The organism is Streptomyces griseus subsp. griseus, assembly GCF_000720255.1.
Classification (GTDB): Bacteria; Actinomycetota; Actinomycetes; order Streptomycetales; family Streptomycetaceae; genus Streptomyces; species Streptomyces griseus_I.
This window is the reverse complement of the sequence record NZ_JOJE01000016.1, coordinates 65,991-79,302: the sequence shown is the minus strand read 5'-3', so window position 1 is coordinate 79,302 and position 13,312 is coordinate 65,991. Positions and strand designations below refer to the sequence as shown.

The following is a 13,312-nucleotide window of genomic DNA, read 5'->3' as shown; positions in this document are numbered from 1 at the left end:
GAGGACTCCATGCCCGAGCCCGCCACCGCGCCGGGCGCTCCCGCCGAGCGTCGGGAAGGGCGCCTGAAGGTCACGGGCAGCGCTCGTTACGCCGCCGAGCATCCCTCGCCCGGCCGGCTCCAGGCCTGGCCGGTCCCGGCGGCCGTCGCACGGGGACGGGTGACGCGGATCGACACCGCGGCCGCACTGGACCTACCAGGCGTCGTGACCGTGCTGACGCCCGACGACGCCCCACGGCTCGCCGAGTCCGACGACGCCACGCTGGCCGTCCTGCAGGACGCCCGGGTGCCGCACCGGGGTTGGTTCGTCGCGCTGGTCGTGGCGGAGTCCCTGGAGGCCGCCCGCGACGGGGCGGCCGCCGTGCACGTCGCCTACGCGGCGGAGGAGCACGACGTCACCCTCACCGAGACACACCCGGCCGGGTACGTGCCCGAGCAGGCCAACGGCGGATATCCGGCGGTACGGGAACAGGGCGACCCCGAGGCCGCGTTCGCCTCCTCCGAGACCCGCGTGGACGTGCGCTACCGCGTACCCCCGCTGCACAACCACCCCATGGAGCCGCACACGACCACAGCCCACTGGGAGGACGGCCGGCTGACGGTCCACACCTCCAGCCAGGGCTCGGGCGTGGTCCGCGCCGTACTCGCCCAGCTGTTCGAGCTGGACGAGGAGCGGATCACGGTCCACGCCGAGCACGTGGGCGGTGGCTTCGGATCGAAGGGCACACCCCGCCCGGACGTCGTGCTCGCCGTGATGGCGGCGCTGCGGACCGGACGGCCCGTCACCGTGGCCCTCCCCCGTCGCTTTCTGCCGGCCGTCGTCGGGCACCGTGCCCCCACCCTGCACCGGCTGCGCCTCGGCGCCGCCCCGGACGGCCGGCTCACGTCCCTCCTCCACGAGGTCACCACCCACACCTCGCACGTCAAGGAGTTCGTGGAGCAGGCGGCGACACCGGCGCGGGTCATGTACGCCGCCGCGAGCAGCCGTACGGCCCACCGCGTGGTCCCGCTCGATGTGCCGACCCCGTCCTGGATGCGCGCCCCGGGCGAGGCACCCGGCATGTACGCGCTGGAGTCGGCGATGGACGAACTCGCCGCCGAGCTCGGCATGGACCCGGTCGACCTGCGCGTCGCCAACGAACCGGAGACGGAACCCGACAGCGGCAAGCCGTTCAGCAGCAGGCATCTCGTCGAGTGCCTGCGCGAGGGCGCCCGGCGCTTCGACTGGGACCGACGCGATCCGCGCCCGCGCACCTGGGCCGAGGGGGACCTGCTGATCGGCACCGGGGTGGCGGCCGCCACCTATCCCGTCATGATGTGGCCCTCGAAGGCCTCGGCCCGGGCACTGCCCGACGGGACCTTCCTGGTGCGGATCAACGCGGCCGACATCGGCACGGGTTCCCGTACCGTGCTCGCCCAGATCGCCGCCGACGTCCTGGAGGTGCCGCTGGAGCGGGTGCGCATCGAGGTGGGCAGCACGGAGCTGCCGGCGGCGTCGCTGGCGGGCGGCTCCTCCGGCACCGCCTCCTGGGGCTGGCCGGTGCACGAGGCGTGCACCCGGCTCGCGGCACTCCTCGGCGACCGCTCCGGCCCGCTGCCCGGCCAGGGCCTGGCCACCGAGGCCGACACGGCCGGCCGGGCCGACGCCGACAGTCCCTACGCGCGGCACGCGTTCGGGGCGCACTTCGCCGAGGTCGCCGTCGACACGGTCACCGGGGAGACGCGGGTACGGCGCCTGCTGGGCGTGTACGCCGCCGGGCGGATCCTCAACGCCCGTACCGCCCGCTCCCAGTTCGTCGGCGGTATGGTCATGGGCCTCGGCATGGCCCTCACCGAGGGCAGCACCGTGGACGCCGCGTTCGGCGACTTCACGGAGTCGGACCTGGCGTCGTACCACGTCCCCGCGCACGCCGACGTCCCCGACATCGAGGCCCACTGGGTCGACGAGGACGACCCGCACCTCAACCCCATGGGCAGCAAGGGCATCGGCGAGATCGGCATCGTCGGCACGGCGGCCGCGATCGGCAACGCCGCCCACCACGCCACCGGCGTCCGCTTCCGCGAACTCCCCCTGACACCGGACCGGATACTGACGGGTCTAACCGGACGATGACGGTCCAGGCGGCCCAGACGGCCCAGACGGCCCAGACGGCCCAGGGGATTCAGGACCCGCCGTCCGCCGCCCTGGCCCCCTCCGGATGTGCCGCGAGCAACGCGAGGGCGGTCAGAGTGGCGAGGACGGCGGTGAGGGTGGCGAGCCACGGGGGTGCCAGGGTGAGGTGCAGGGCCCGGGACAGGTCTGCCGACCGCAACCGGCCCCGGAACAGCTCCGCCGCGACCAGCACCGCCGGGACCACCACCGCTCCGCCGCGCAGCGGGGCCGCGCACCGGACGGTCAGCAGCAGGGCCAACAGGACGCACAGCACCGACGCGCCGAAGGCGAAGCCGTAGACCTGCAGGGACCCGCCGCCCCGGTCGGTCGGGAAGTGGGCGACACCGCAGAGCGCCAGCGCCGCGACAGTGAGCCAGGTCGGCCAGGACGGCGCCCCGGCGGTGGTCCGGCTCTCGGCACCCGGACGCCTTACGAGCACCGCCTGCAGGATGAGCCGGCGGCCGGCGGCACCCCCACCCGGCCTCGGCGGCGGTCCGGCGGTGGCGCCCCGCACCTGCGGCGCCCACCGTGCCGGGGGCCCGCCGCGTTCCTCGGCGAGCCGCGCTGTCAGCTGCGCGAGTTCCTCCGCGGACCGCCGGGTGGCGGCCGTACGCACCGCCTCCTGCTCGCAGTGGCGCTCCAGCGGGATGCCGTGCGGCAGCGTCATCAGCCGTGCCACCTTCTCCACCGGCCGGTGTTCGGCGGCGGCCCGGACCGTCGCGTCCGCGCTGTCGGCGGACCGGGGTGGCCCGGTCAGCAGTTCGACGAGGCGGGTGATGTCCTCCACCGACCGGTCCGTCCCGGCCGTACGCAGGGCGTCGGTCGCGGCCCGGGTGTATTCGGGCGACTGTTCCAGCAGCGTGATGAGCTCGGCCACCTCCTCCAACGACCGGTCTGCCACGGCGGCCAGCACGAGCTCGACCATCGGATCACCGTCGGCGGGCAGAGTCTCCTCGGCGGTCTCCTCGGCGGTCTCGTCGGCGGGTCCGTCGGCGGACCCTTCGGCTGCCTGTCCGGCGATCCCGTGGGCGGCCCCTTGGGCGGCCCTTTGGGCGGCCCTTTGGGCGGCCCCCGCGGCGGTACCTCGGACAGCGGACCGCCCCACGGTGTGCGCGGTCGGCGTCGCCTGCGCCGCCTCCCCCGCTTCCCCCGCCACCACCGCTTCCCCCGCCACCACGGCCTCGACAGCCGCCGCAGCCTCGGCGGCCCCCGTGCCTTCCGGACCGGACGGCTCGGCGGGCGGGGCGGCAGTCCCGGCCCGGAACGGGGCGGGTGGATTCGGGCCGGATTCGGGAGAGCGGGTCGTCATGTCAGCTCCATGGACGGGGCGCGGCCGCTTCCTGCCCCCGACCTGCGGCACGCGACATGTGTTGATCATTAATACGCTCATGGGGGCGGCTCGCCACCCGGGTGCGCCGCGTGGATGAGAACCGGCCACTGTCGGCGTGGGCGACGCACACGCGGGTATCCCGCAGGCAATACGGGCGCCGTAACCGGGAATCCGACGGGGAGGGGGCCCGCATCCGGCGGCGCAGCGGACCGAGGAGAGCCCGTGGACACGACCACAACAGTGATCGCCGTCGCCGCGGTCCTCGCGGCGGTGGTGCTCGTCGTGGCCGTCGCGCTGCTGGTGCGACTGGTGAACGCCCGACGCGCGTTGCGCCGCGCCGGGCTGCCGACCGGGCCGCGCTGGGTCTTCTGGGGCGCCGTCATCTATCTCGTGCTGCCGACGGATCTGTTGCCCGACCCGGTGTATCTGGACGACATCGGCGTCCTCCTGCTCGCCCTGCGCACCCTGCGCCGCCCGGTCACCGACGCACAACGGCCCACGCCTCTCGGCGGGCCGGGCGAGACAGCCTGAACCTCCGCTCAACCTCTCTGCGCCCCCGACCGTCTCAGGTCCGGGGTGTCGAACTCGCCAATGACTACGGAGCGTAAGGAAACCAACCACCCGTTCGATTCGTATAAGTCAGTGGAAGCCCGGGTGATCCGCCGGGCGGAGCGACGACGCAGCACGACGCGCCATGGCGACGGCTTGGTCGGCGCAGCATGAAGAGGGAGAGACGATGCAACCGTTTGCGCTCAACTACGCACGCCCGGCGGCGGATTTGGAGGTTTCCATTCCGTACGCCTACGACTCCGCACTGCAGTTGAACGTACTTCTCGACGGCCGGATCGCCGCCTCGGACCTCGCGCTGCTGAGGGAACTGGGGACCACCACGTCCACCGCCGGCTCGAAGACCCACTTCGACGACTGAACGCGGGCCGACGACGATGACCGTGTTGATCCTGACCTGTGAACAGGACGTGACGGCGGACATGGTGGTCGTGCACCTCAACGCGTCCGGGGTCCCGGTGGTCCGGCTGGACCCCGCCGACCTCACGGGCGGGGTCGCCCTCTCGGGCGAGTACGTGCACGGCGCCTTCCGCGGCCATCTCTGGTCCGCCGGCCGCCTGGTGGGCATCGACAGCCTGCGGTCCATCTGGGTGCGCAGGCCGGGCGTCCCGGCCTCCCGGGTGCCCGAGCCGTCCGACTGGCTCACCGAGGAGTCCTCACAGGCCTTGTACGGCATGCTGCGCGGGTCCGGCGCGAGGTGGATGAACCATCCCGACGCCGCCCGCCGGGCACGCCACAAGCCATGGCAGCTCCGCCTCGCCCAGCGCAGCGGTCTGCCCGTGCCGGCCACCCTGATCACGACATTCCCGCAGGCCGCCCGGGAGTTCGCGGAGCGCTTCCCGGACCTCGTGGTCAAACCGGTCTCCGGCGCGCATCCGCAGGAGCCGCCCCGTGCGGTGCCGACGAGCCGGGTGGCGCCGGACACGGACTTCGCCGCCGTCGCGTTCGGTCCGACCCTGCTGCAGCGCAGGGTCGCCAAGCGGGCCGACATCCGGCTGACCGTCGTCGGGGACCGGATGCTCGCCGCCCGAAAGGAGACCTCGCCGGACGCGCACCCCGACGACGTCGACGTCCGCTTCGCCCCGGCCGACCTGCCGTGGCGTCCCGCCGAGGTGCCGACCTGCGCCGCCGACGGCGTGCGCAAATACCTGGCGGAGGCCCAACTGGCGTACGGAGCCTTCGACTTCGCCGAGGACGCCGACGGCACGTGGTGGTTCCTCGAGTGCAACCAGTCCGGTCAGTTCGGCTTCGTGGAGGTGGAAACCGGCCAACCCATCGCGCGCACCATCGCGGAGTGGCTGGCGGAGCCGGGCCCGCCGGAGGGGGCCTGCTGCGGGGGACGGAGCGGTACGACGACGTCCTGAGTCGGCTCGTCGGTCCGCCCGCGTTCCTTCGTCCTTACCGGCGCCACCTTGGCCCGACCGCCAACTGGCCCGACCGCCAACTGTTTCCGCCTGCCGGCCCCCTCACTCAGTCAGCGTGCCGGATCGGCTCTGCTCCGGTCTGGACCAGAAAGTCGGTGAGCACGTCGGCAAGCCGTTCGGGCTGGTCCTCAGGGATGAGGGTGGACGAGGCAGCGATCTCGACCAGTCGGCCCTGCGGGTACAACTCGGCCAGGCGGGGGCCGTGCTCACGCGGCATCAGTCTGTCCTCGGTCGCCCAGACGACCAGGACCGGGCGGTCGAACTCACGCAGTCGCTCGCTCCAGGCCAGCAAGGTCCGCCGGTCGGGCGCACCGGTGGCGAACTTGGCGAGGTCCTTGCGAATGGCCTTGCTGAGGGTGGCGGGTGCGAACCAGTCGTCCAGGATCTCGTCAGGGATCCCGCGCAGGCTCATCCCACCGTATCCGGCCCGGTTGTGGCGGAACGCGGGGATGCCCATGAGACGGGTCAGGAGCCAGACGCCGCCGGGGACCCTGCATACCTGGGCCATCGCCTTGGCGGGCCCCGGGGGAAAGTTGTCGAAGGCCTCGCAGGCCACCAGCACCAGGCGCGCGAGCCGCTGCGCCTGCCCTTCCAACACCAGGAACTGGCCCCCGCCCCAGTCGTTGAGGACGAGAGTCACCTGGTCCAGACCGAGCCGTTCGATGAACTCACCCAGGAGCCGGGCGACACCGCGCTGGGACAGGTCGGCGTCCGGGTTCATCGGCCGGCGATGACCGCCGAGGGGCAGCGTGGGCAGGACGCAGCGGTACCCGTCCAGCAGCGGGACCACCTTGCGCCACTGGGTCTCGTTCATCGGCATACCGTGACCGAACACCAGCACTGGTCCTTCACCTCCGGTGTCCTGGTAGTCAACCGGTCCGGACGACAACTCGATCCTCGGCATCGAAGCAACCCCCATTTGATAGATTGTTCTACTGTAATCTTGGAGGCAGGAAGAGTGGAGGGCAATGGGACATTCGGACACTCGAGCCAGGATTCAGGGTGCTGCCGCGATGCTGTTCCGCCGCCACGGCTACGCGGCGACCGGCCTCAAGCGGGTCGCGACAGAGTCAGAAGCGCCGTTCGGCTCGATCTATCACTTCTTCCCCGGCGGCAAGCAGCAACTGGCCGAGGACATGATCCGCACGTCCGGACCGGAGTACGGCCGCATGGTGTTGGCTCTGCTGGACAGTGTGCCGGACCCTGCCGAATCCCTCGTGCACGCCTTCGAGGCAGCCGCGGACGACCTTGCCGCGGCCGACTACGCCGACGCGTGCCCGATCGGGACGGTGGCATTGGAGGTTGCCAGCAGCAATGAGGTGCTGAGGGCCGCGACGGCAGAGGTCTTCGAGGAGTGGGTCCGCGACGCGGCGCAGTGGTTCGGCCGTTGGGTGGTCGACCCCGAGGCGGCGCGATCACTCGCCTGTTCAATGATCATGATGCTTGAGGGGGCGTTCATGCTCAGCCGGGCTGCTCGTGATCCGGAACCGCTGCGGGTGGCCGGCCGATCGATGGCCGCGTTGCTGCGCACGACTGTCGCGCAGGCAGGCGAGGGCTGACTTCGGCGAGCGGGACGGGCGGCCCGACTGTGAGTCTGATGACCGACCAGAACCGCTGCGCAGCAGGAATGGGCTTGACCTTTGGGCAGGCCGCGCCGCCCCCTGCCCCTCACTCACCCAGACTACGGGCCAGTTCCGTGGTCGCCCGGGCCAGCTCCGCGTCCTCCTCGGCGAGCAGACCCGGCAGGACTCCGCGCCGGTCGCGGACGGCACGCCGGGCCGCGCGCTCCCACACGACGGGGTTCTCACGACGGTTGAGCAGCTTGGGGTAGACGGCGGCGGTGCTCTCCCACTGCCGGGCGTCGGCGATGCTCCTGAGCAGCTGGATGATCTGCGGCCGAACGGTCACGTGGGGCAGTTGGGCGAGCTCCCACAGGAAGGGGACGGTGGCGGCGGTGGCCTGCTCGACGACGAAACCGAACTGGCAGATCCGTCTGCGCAGTTCCGTGAGCGCGGTCCGGGCGGTCTGCTCGTCTCCCCAGGCCACGCTGTTGAGGAGGAGGGGGATGGCGTCCGCGGAGCCGGTGGAGTCCTTGATCTCGCTCCAGGGCACCTGCCCGAGCGTCGTCAGGGGCGCGGTGCGGGCCGGCACCTTGGCGGATGTCTCGCGGTCCGTGCGCTGGGTGCTCGGCGTTCCGGTCGGCTTTCCGGTCGGAGCGGGGCGCATGTCGGGGGACCCTTCCACGGCGGTTGTGTCGGGCGAGGGACGGATCGACAACATCGCCCAGACGGTCTTGCCCGCGGGACGTCTGGGGGTCCAGCCCCACCCGTCGGACAGGACCTCGACGATGGCCAGGCCGCGTCCGTGCTCGTCCAGTTCCGCGTCGGCGGCGCAGTCCCGGCGCGAGCCCGGTACGGGAGGGGTGTCGATGTCGTCGGAAACGGTGATCAGCAGATGGCCGGGGGTGAGGGCGAGACCGAGCCGGACGGTCGGCATGCCTCCCTCGGTCCGCGGCGCCGCGTGTTCGGCCGCGTTGGCGGCCAGTTCGCCCATCACGAGCAGCGCGTCGTCCTCGCGGTGTCCGAGCGACCACTGGCTGAGGATGCCGCGGGTGAAGGCGCGGCCCAGGGCGAAACCCTGCCGGTCGCAGGTGATGCGCAGATCGACGGAGACGACGGAGGGCGGTACCCCCTCGGCGTGCGGGCAGGGTCCCTCCTCCGCCTCGGGCGTCAGGACCGCGCGAGGTGAGGTTCGGTCCGTGCCGTTCCCACCCGCCCTCGGCACACCTTCACTGGGCGAATGGGGCGCGTGGGACGCAGGCGACGACACGTCATCTCCCTGATGCGACGTCAGGACGGGGCGGCAACGCCAGGGTTGACGCCGCAGCTATTATCCACGCCGATGGCGCTCGCGTGCAATTGCACGGGAAATTGCGCGAAAATCGGCCGGGCGGCGAGGCAACGGGACCAGGCGCCTCGCACGTCCGGGCCGGCCGGGCGCCCGGTACGGACCACGAACGGCAAGGAGACTGTGGTGCCACCAGTGCGGAACGGAGTGCGGGCGAGCGCGTTGGACGCCTGCTGGATCAAGACCCGGCACAGCAACGCCGAGGGGAACTGCGTCGAGGTCGCCACTCTGACCGACGGGGACATAGCGATGCGCAACTCCCGCGATCCCGACGGGCCCGCGCTCGTCTACACGCCGGCCGAGGTCGCGGCCTTCCTGGCCGGCGTCAAGGACGGCGAGTTCGACCACCTGGTGCCGGGAAGCGGCTGACCCGAGTGGCGGCGCGGCGCCGAACTCGGGGACGTTTACGGGGGGATACGGTGAAGGTTCGCCGAGTGAGATAGAGTCTCCCTCACGTCTGCCGGTCTACGGGGAGCCACGATGTCCGCCGCGTCGCCTCGCATCTCCCGCCTCGAGTCGTACCTCGACCGGTCCGAGCCCGCGCCCACCTTGCTGAAGATGCTGGTCGGTGTGCAACTGGCGGGTTTCCGCGAGGACGCGGGTCTGTCCCAGGACCAGGCGGCCCGCGCCCTCGGCTTCAGCGGGGCGAAGCTCTCCCGCATCGAGTCGGGCAAGGGCCGTCGGCCGCCGACCGAGCAGGACGTGCGGGCCCTGCTGGAGCTGTACGGCACCGAGAGCTACGAGGCCTCGGTGCTGCTCAGGCTGCTGCAGCGGGCCGGTGAGCCGGGCTGGTGGCAGCGCTACGACAAGCGCCTGATGCCCGAGTGGTTCGACCGGCTGGTGGGGCTTCAGGAGGCGGCGGCCACCATCCGCACCTTCGAGATCCAGTACGTGCCCGGCCTCTTGCAGACCGCGGCCTACACCCGGGCGGTGGTGGAACGGGGCCTGCCGAACGCGCCCGCCACCGAAGTGCGGCGCCGGGTCGAACTGCGCATGCGCCGGGCGGAGTTGCTGGCCCGGAAGGACGCGCCGCAGTTGTGGGCGGTCCTCGACGAGTCGGTCCTGCTGCGGGTGCTCGGCGGCAAGGACGTGATGCGCGAGCAGCTCGCGCACCTGATCGACATGGCCCGGCGCCCCAATGTGACCGTGCAGGTGGTGCCCCTGGACGTCACGAACGCCTCGGCACCCGCCATTCCGGTGACCTATCTCCGCTTCGGCGGCATCGACCTGCCCGATGTCGTCTACCTGGAGCACATCAGAAGCGCCAACTTCCTCGAGGACCGCGACGAGACGGAGGAGTACCGCCTCGCCCTGGACCGGTTGGCCGACGAGGCGCTCAACCCGCGTGAGTCGCTGGGTCTGCTGCGCGAGACGATGAAGTCGCGTTATCCCGCGCAGTGACGCCTGCGCCTACGGCAGCCGGCCCACGCCCCCGAACTCGATCCATTCCTGGGTGAGCTGACGGGGTGCCACCTCGCTGTCCGGCCGCCACGTGGACACCTCCACCAGGCCCGGCTCCAGGATCTCCAGACCGTCGAACAGCGCGGCAACGTCCTTCTCCTGACGCACCCGCCCCCAGTGGCCGTGAGTCGCCTGGTCCATGAAGTTCGTGACGAACTCACGCACCTCGGCGTCTTCGCTGACCAGTTGGCACATCAACAGGTAGCTGCCGGGCGCGAGGCGCTCGCTCACCCGCTTGACGACGGCCGACGGTCCGTCGGTCTCGCTGTCGGGGATGCAGTGGAAGACGGAGTTGAACAGCACGGCGACCGGCTGGTCGAAGTCGATCAGCCGCTGGGTCTCGGGGTGGGAGAAGATGGCGTCCGTCTCGCGCATGTCGGCGTGGATGACGGTGGTGCGCTCGTCCTGTTCCAGCAGGGCCCGGCCGTGCACGAGCACCATGGGGTCGTTGTCGACGTAGACGACGTGCGCGGCGGGGTCGACACTCTGGGCGACCTGGTGCACGTTGTCCTGGGTGGGCAGACCGGAGCCGTGGTCGAGGAACTGGCGTATTCCGTACTCCTGCGTCAGGGTCCGGACGACCCGCTGGAGGAAGCGACGGTTGTTGACGGCGAGGCGACGCGTGCTGGGGACGACCTTGTCGAGCTGCTCGCAGGCCGCGCGGTCGGCCGCGTAGTTGTCCTTGCCGCCCAGATAGTGGTCGTACATGCGTGCCGCTGTCGGCACATTGGCGTCGATCTTCGTGGACAGCTGCTTCTCCGAGTGCATCCGCTCCCCCAGCTCCGTGCCACGCCAACTGGACTGGCGTGACTGAGAGTACATCCTAGGAACTGGATGTTCGTCCGTTCCAGCCCGTCAGCACACCAACACACCCAACTTTCATGAAAGTTCAAACGGATACGGGGGCCGCGGGTCCCTCGCCCGTGCCGACGAGGCCGTCGCCGCGTCCGCCACCTGCGGCGCAGGGGCTTGCGTGGCCACCCGGGCGGTGTGCGACCCTCGCCACGACCGGTGTCGCACGCACCGGCCATGGTGAGGAATCTTCGGAGAGGCAGCGGCATGCGCATCGGACTGCTCGGCACCGGTCCCTGGGCCCAGTCGGCCCACGCACCCGCCCTGAGCGGGCACGACGGGCTCGACTTCGTCGGAGTGTGGGGCCGGCGCCCCGACGCCGCCAAGGAGCTGGCGGCGGTGCACGGCGTTCGGGCCTACGACGATGTCGACGCCCTGCTCGCCGACGTGGACGCCGTCGCCATGGCCCTGCCGCCCGCCGTCCAGGCCGGGCTGGCGGTGCGCGCCGCGCGGGCGGGCTGTCATCTGCTGCTCGACAAGCCCCTCGCGCCGACGGTCGAGGAGGGCCGGGCGGTGGTCGAGGCGGCGCGAGAGGCGCAGGTGGCCTCGGTGGTCTTCTTCACCACCCGTTTCCAGCGCGAGGCTGAGGAGTGGATCACCCGGCAGGCGGGCGTCGGCGGCTGGTTCACGGCGCGGGCGCAGTGGCTGGGCTCGGTGTTCACCAGCGACAGCCCGTTCGCGGACTCTCCGTGGCGGCGGGAGAAGGGTGCGCTGTGGGACGTGGGCCCGCACGCCCTGTCCGTGCTGCTGCCGGTCCTCGGCGACGCCCGGCGGGTCGCGGCCGCCGCGCACGGCCCCGGCGACACCGTCCACCTGGTCGTCGAGCACACCGGCGGTGCCACGAGCGCCCTCACCCTGAGCCTCACCGCCCCGCCCGCCGCGGCGGGGGTCGCCGTGGAACTACGGGGTGCGGCCGGGGTGACGCTGCTGCCGGAGAGCTCGGAAGGAGTCGTCCCCGCCCTCACCCGGGCCGCCGACGCGCTGCTCACCGCCGCCGGCTCCGGCCGCCCCCACCCCTGCGACGCCGCGTTCGGCCTGCGGGTCACCGAGATCCTCGCCGCGGCTGAGACCCTGCTGGCCATGGACACGCGCTGAACGAACCCACCCGGCGGGCTCTTCGGTCCCACTGCAAGCAGAGACGGCCGCTATCGGCGGCCGCCTCGGGGCCGGGGTTCGGCGGCCCAGCGGTGCAGCGTGGCGATCACGTCGGCGCGGTCGGCCGGGGACAGGTCGTCGAGGGTGACGTGGTGGTCGGCGTCCGGGGCCCACAGGGTGCGGGAGTCGCGGCCGCCGGGGTGGAAGGGCTCGGCGACGGCGGGGTCCTGGGCACCGTTGAGGAACAGCAGGCGCTCGCCGCTCCGGCGGACCCAGCGGTCGATGTCGGGCATGACGGTGTGGTCGAACCGCATCGGGATGTCGCGCGGGACGAAGCTACGCGGCTGCGTGGCGTCGGGGTACCGCAGCAGGCCGGCCAAGTGGTGGGTGGGGGCGTCCCAGTACCCGAGTTCGGTACCGAGTTGGTAGAAGTACGGGACGTACTGCCGGGCGACGGCGTCGGCGTAGACGGGCAGCAGGGCGGTCTCGTCCAGCCACGCGTAGAGCGCGTCCGCCGAGGCGTGGGCGCCGGGGATGGCGCCGGCGTCCGCCGCCCCGCCGTTCTGCCAGAACATGAACGGGGCCCGCAGGACGGCGATCTCGAGGGCCTTGTCGGCGCCGCCGACGATGCGGAAGGTGTCGCCGGTGGCGGCCGCCCAGTCCTCGTAGCGGGCGACGAGCTCCGCACGGCGCAGCAGGGCCTCACGCTGCACCCGTTCCAGGGCGGCCCGGGTCTCGGCGGTGCCGGCATGGGCCAGATGGCACAGGTAGGCGGAGTCCTCGCGGTCGTCGACGTTGTTGGGGGCGGAGTAGGCCACGGTGCCGTCCACGTCGTGCGGATGGAAGCGGCGGTGGTAGACGGTGGCCATGCCGCCCTTGCTGCCGCCGGTAGAGATCCATGCGCCGGGGTACAGCGTGCGGAAGAGACGGACGACGCGATGATGGTCGTCGGCGGCCTGCCGGACGGTCAGGTGGGCGTAGTCCGCGGTCGGCGGGCGTGAGTCGCCGAAGTAGCGGTGCTCGACCTGGAGTTGGTTGCCGCCCAGGACGACGGTGGGTTCGGTCCGGCGGGGCGTGAGCGTCGCCTCGTACCCGGTGGTGAACAGGACCGTCGGACGGTCGGTGGCGGTGTGGAGCAGGGTCAGGCGCTGCTCGAAGGTGCCGGCCGCGCGGTCGGTGTGGTCGACCGGCTGGCGCAGGCCGAGGACGAAGAAGCGGTAGCCGGGCTCGGCGCCGGACCGCTCCTCGATCACCCGTAGCCCGGGCAGCGCGCGCAGGGCCTCGGCGATGTCGTCGCCTGCCGGTCGGTCACGGCCGGCCGCGTGCGCCGGGGCTGTCAGGGCCAGGCCCGCCGCCCCCGTGACCGTCGACATGAGCAGACGTCGTCTCGTCCAGGTACGCATGATGGGTCGACCTCCCCGTCCGGTGGCCGGTCTCTCCGTGTGCCGCCGGCCGCACGTCCAGTACAGCCGCCGGACCCTTCCGGAAGATCCCACGCGCGGGGGGATCCTCTCCCCCGTGCGGG

At 72.1% G+C, this 13,312-nt stretch carries 13 protein-coding genes and 1 pseudogene; 8 read left to right on the top strand and 6 right to left on the bottom strand.

From position 1 onward, the window contains the following. The first annotated feature begins 9 nt into the window (after positions 1–9). Complete coding sequence (locus IG99_RS22490; protein WP_037676650.1) at positions 10–2,112, top strand: xanthine dehydrogenase family protein molybdopterin-binding subunit; 2,103 nt, start codon at positions 10–12, stop codon at positions 2,110–2,112. Positions 2,113–2,161: 49 nt separating this feature from the next. On the opposite strand, the gene IG99_RS22485 is transcribed toward IG99_RS22490, so the two are convergent. Continuing rightward, the gene (locus IG99_RS22485) at positions 2,162–3,460 is read right to left on the bottom strand and encodes a hypothetical protein (RefSeq protein ID WP_051865756.1); all 1,299 of its coding nucleotides are present in this window, start codon (positions 3,458–3,460) and stop codon (positions 2,162–2,164) included. 243 nt (positions 3,461–3,703) lie between these two features. On the opposite strand from IG99_RS22485, the gene IG99_RS22480 reads away from it, so the two are divergent. From IG99_RS22480 to tgmB, 3 genes are all read left to right on the top strand, one after another. Further along, positions 3,704–4,012 carry a DUF1232 domain-containing protein gene (locus tag IG99_RS22480; protein WP_037676649.1) on the top strand — a complete coding sequence of 103 codons (309 nt, stop codon included), beginning with the start codon at positions 3,704–3,706 and terminating at the stop codon, positions 4,010–4,012. Between the two features lie 205 nt (positions 4,013–4,217). Beyond that, the gene (gene tgmA / locus IG99_RS22475; protein WP_037676648.1) at positions 4,218–4,409 is read left to right on the top strand and encodes a putative ATP-grasp-modified RiPP; all 192 of its coding nucleotides are present in this window, start codon (positions 4,218–4,220) and stop codon (positions 4,407–4,409) included. A gap of 16 nt (positions 4,410–4,425) precedes the next feature. Next, complete coding sequence (gene tgmB / locus IG99_RS22470; RefSeq protein ID WP_037676647.1) at positions 4,426–5,412, top strand: ATP-grasp ribosomal peptide maturase; 987 nt, start codon at positions 4,426–4,428, stop codon at positions 5,410–5,412. A gap of 106 nt (positions 5,413–5,518) precedes the next feature. On the opposite strand, the gene IG99_RS22465 is transcribed toward tgmB, so the two are convergent. After that, a complete protein-coding gene (locus tag IG99_RS22465) occupies positions 5,519–6,376 on the bottom strand; it encodes an alpha/beta fold hydrolase (protein ID WP_037676646.1) in 858 nt (285 codons plus the stop codon). Between the two features lie 109 nt (positions 6,377–6,485). Between IG99_RS22465 and IG99_RS22460 the strand changes: the two genes are divergently transcribed. Beyond that, positions 6,486–7,031 carry a TetR/AcrR family transcriptional regulator gene (locus tag IG99_RS22460; RefSeq protein ID WP_234311919.1) on the top strand — a complete coding sequence of 182 codons (546 nt, stop codon included), beginning with the start codon at positions 6,486–6,488 and terminating at the stop codon, positions 7,029–7,031. Between the two features lie 109 nt (positions 7,032–7,140). Here IG99_RS22460 and IG99_RS47740 read toward each other — a convergent pair whose 3' ends face one another. Both IG99_RS47740 and IG99_RS47735 read right to left on the bottom strand, forming a co-directional pair. Then, positions 7,141–7,698, bottom strand: a complete 558-nt coding sequence (locus IG99_RS47740) for a hypothetical protein (protein WP_037676789.1) — start codon at positions 7,696–7,698, stop codon at positions 7,141–7,143. A gap of 66 nt (positions 7,699–7,764) precedes the next feature. After that, positions 7,765–8,256 (bottom strand): annotated as a pseudogene (locus IG99_RS47735) (ATP-binding protein); the annotation flags it as partial. Between the two features lie 249 nt (positions 8,257–8,505). Here IG99_RS47735 and IG99_RS22450 point away from each other — a divergent pair. Together IG99_RS22450 and IG99_RS22445 are read left to right on the top strand one after the other, a co-directional pair. After that, complete coding sequence (locus IG99_RS22450; protein ID WP_037676644.1) at positions 8,506–8,748, top strand: DUF397 domain-containing protein; 243 nt, start codon at positions 8,506–8,508, stop codon at positions 8,746–8,748. Between the two features lie 111 nt (positions 8,749–8,859). Continuing rightward, a complete protein-coding gene (locus IG99_RS22445; RefSeq protein WP_037676643.1) occupies positions 8,860–9,780 on the top strand; it encodes a helix-turn-helix domain-containing protein in 921 nt (306 codons plus the stop codon). Positions 9,781–9,789: 9 nt separating this feature from the next. Here IG99_RS22445 and IG99_RS22440 read toward each other — a convergent pair whose 3' ends face one another. After that, a complete protein-coding gene (locus tag IG99_RS22440) occupies positions 9,790–10,608 on the bottom strand; it encodes an SAM-dependent methyltransferase (RefSeq protein WP_037676642.1) in 819 nt (272 codons plus the stop codon). Between the two features lie 291 nt (positions 10,609–10,899). Between IG99_RS22440 and IG99_RS22435 the strand changes: the two genes are divergently transcribed. Next, the gene (locus IG99_RS22435; protein ID WP_037676641.1) at positions 10,900–11,787 is read left to right on the top strand and encodes a Gfo/Idh/MocA family protein; all 888 of its coding nucleotides are present in this window, start codon (positions 10,900–10,902) and stop codon (positions 11,785–11,787) included. 50 nt (positions 11,788–11,837) lie between these two features. Here IG99_RS22435 and IG99_RS22430 read toward each other — a convergent pair whose 3' ends face one another. Continuing rightward, on the bottom strand, positions 11,838–13,190 hold the full coding sequence (locus IG99_RS22430; RefSeq protein ID WP_037676640.1) for a S28 family serine protease: 1,353 nt from the start codon (positions 13,188–13,190) through the stop codon (positions 11,838–11,840). Positions 13,191–13,312 lie beyond the last annotated feature (122 nt).

Coding starts and splice junctions, on each gene's coding strand:
- IG99_RS22460 (WP_234311919.1), top strand. CDS start 6,486: ATGCTGTTCCGCCGCCACGGCTACGCGGCGACCGGCCTCAAGCGGGTC.
- IG99_RS47740 (WP_037676789.1), bottom strand. CDS start 7,698: ATGCGCCCCGCTCCGACCGGAAAGCCGACCGGAACGCCGAGCACCCAG.
- IG99_RS22430 (WP_037676640.1), bottom strand. CDS start 13,190: ATGCGTACCTGGACGAGACGACGTCTGCTCATGTCGACGGTCACGGGG.
- IG99_RS22490 (WP_037676650.1), top strand. CDS start 10: ATGCCCGAGCCCGCCACCGCGCCGGGCGCTCCCGCCGAGCGTCGGGAA.
- IG99_RS22445 (WP_037676643.1), top strand. CDS start 8,860: ATGTCCGCCGCGTCGCCTCGCATCTCCCGCCTCGAGTCGTACCTCGAC.
- IG99_RS22435 (WP_037676641.1), top strand. CDS start 10,900: ATGCGCATCGGACTGCTCGGCACCGGTCCCTGGGCCCAGTCGGCCCAC.
- IG99_RS22485 (WP_051865756.1), bottom strand. CDS start 3,460: ATGACGACCCGCTCTCCCGAATCCGGCCCGAATCCACCCGCCCCGTTC.
- IG99_RS22440 (WP_037676642.1), bottom strand. CDS start 10,608: ATGCACTCGGAGAAGCAGCTGTCCACGAAGATCGACGCCAATGTGCCG.
- tgmB (WP_037676647.1), top strand. CDS start 4,426: ATGACCGTGTTGATCCTGACCTGTGAACAGGACGTGACGGCGGACATG.
- tgmA (WP_037676648.1), top strand. CDS start 4,218: ATGCAACCGTTTGCGCTCAACTACGCACGCCCGGCGGCGGATTTGGAG.
- IG99_RS22465 (WP_037676646.1), bottom strand. CDS start 6,376: ATGCCGAGGATCGAGTTGTCGTCCGGACCGGTTGACTACCAGGACACC.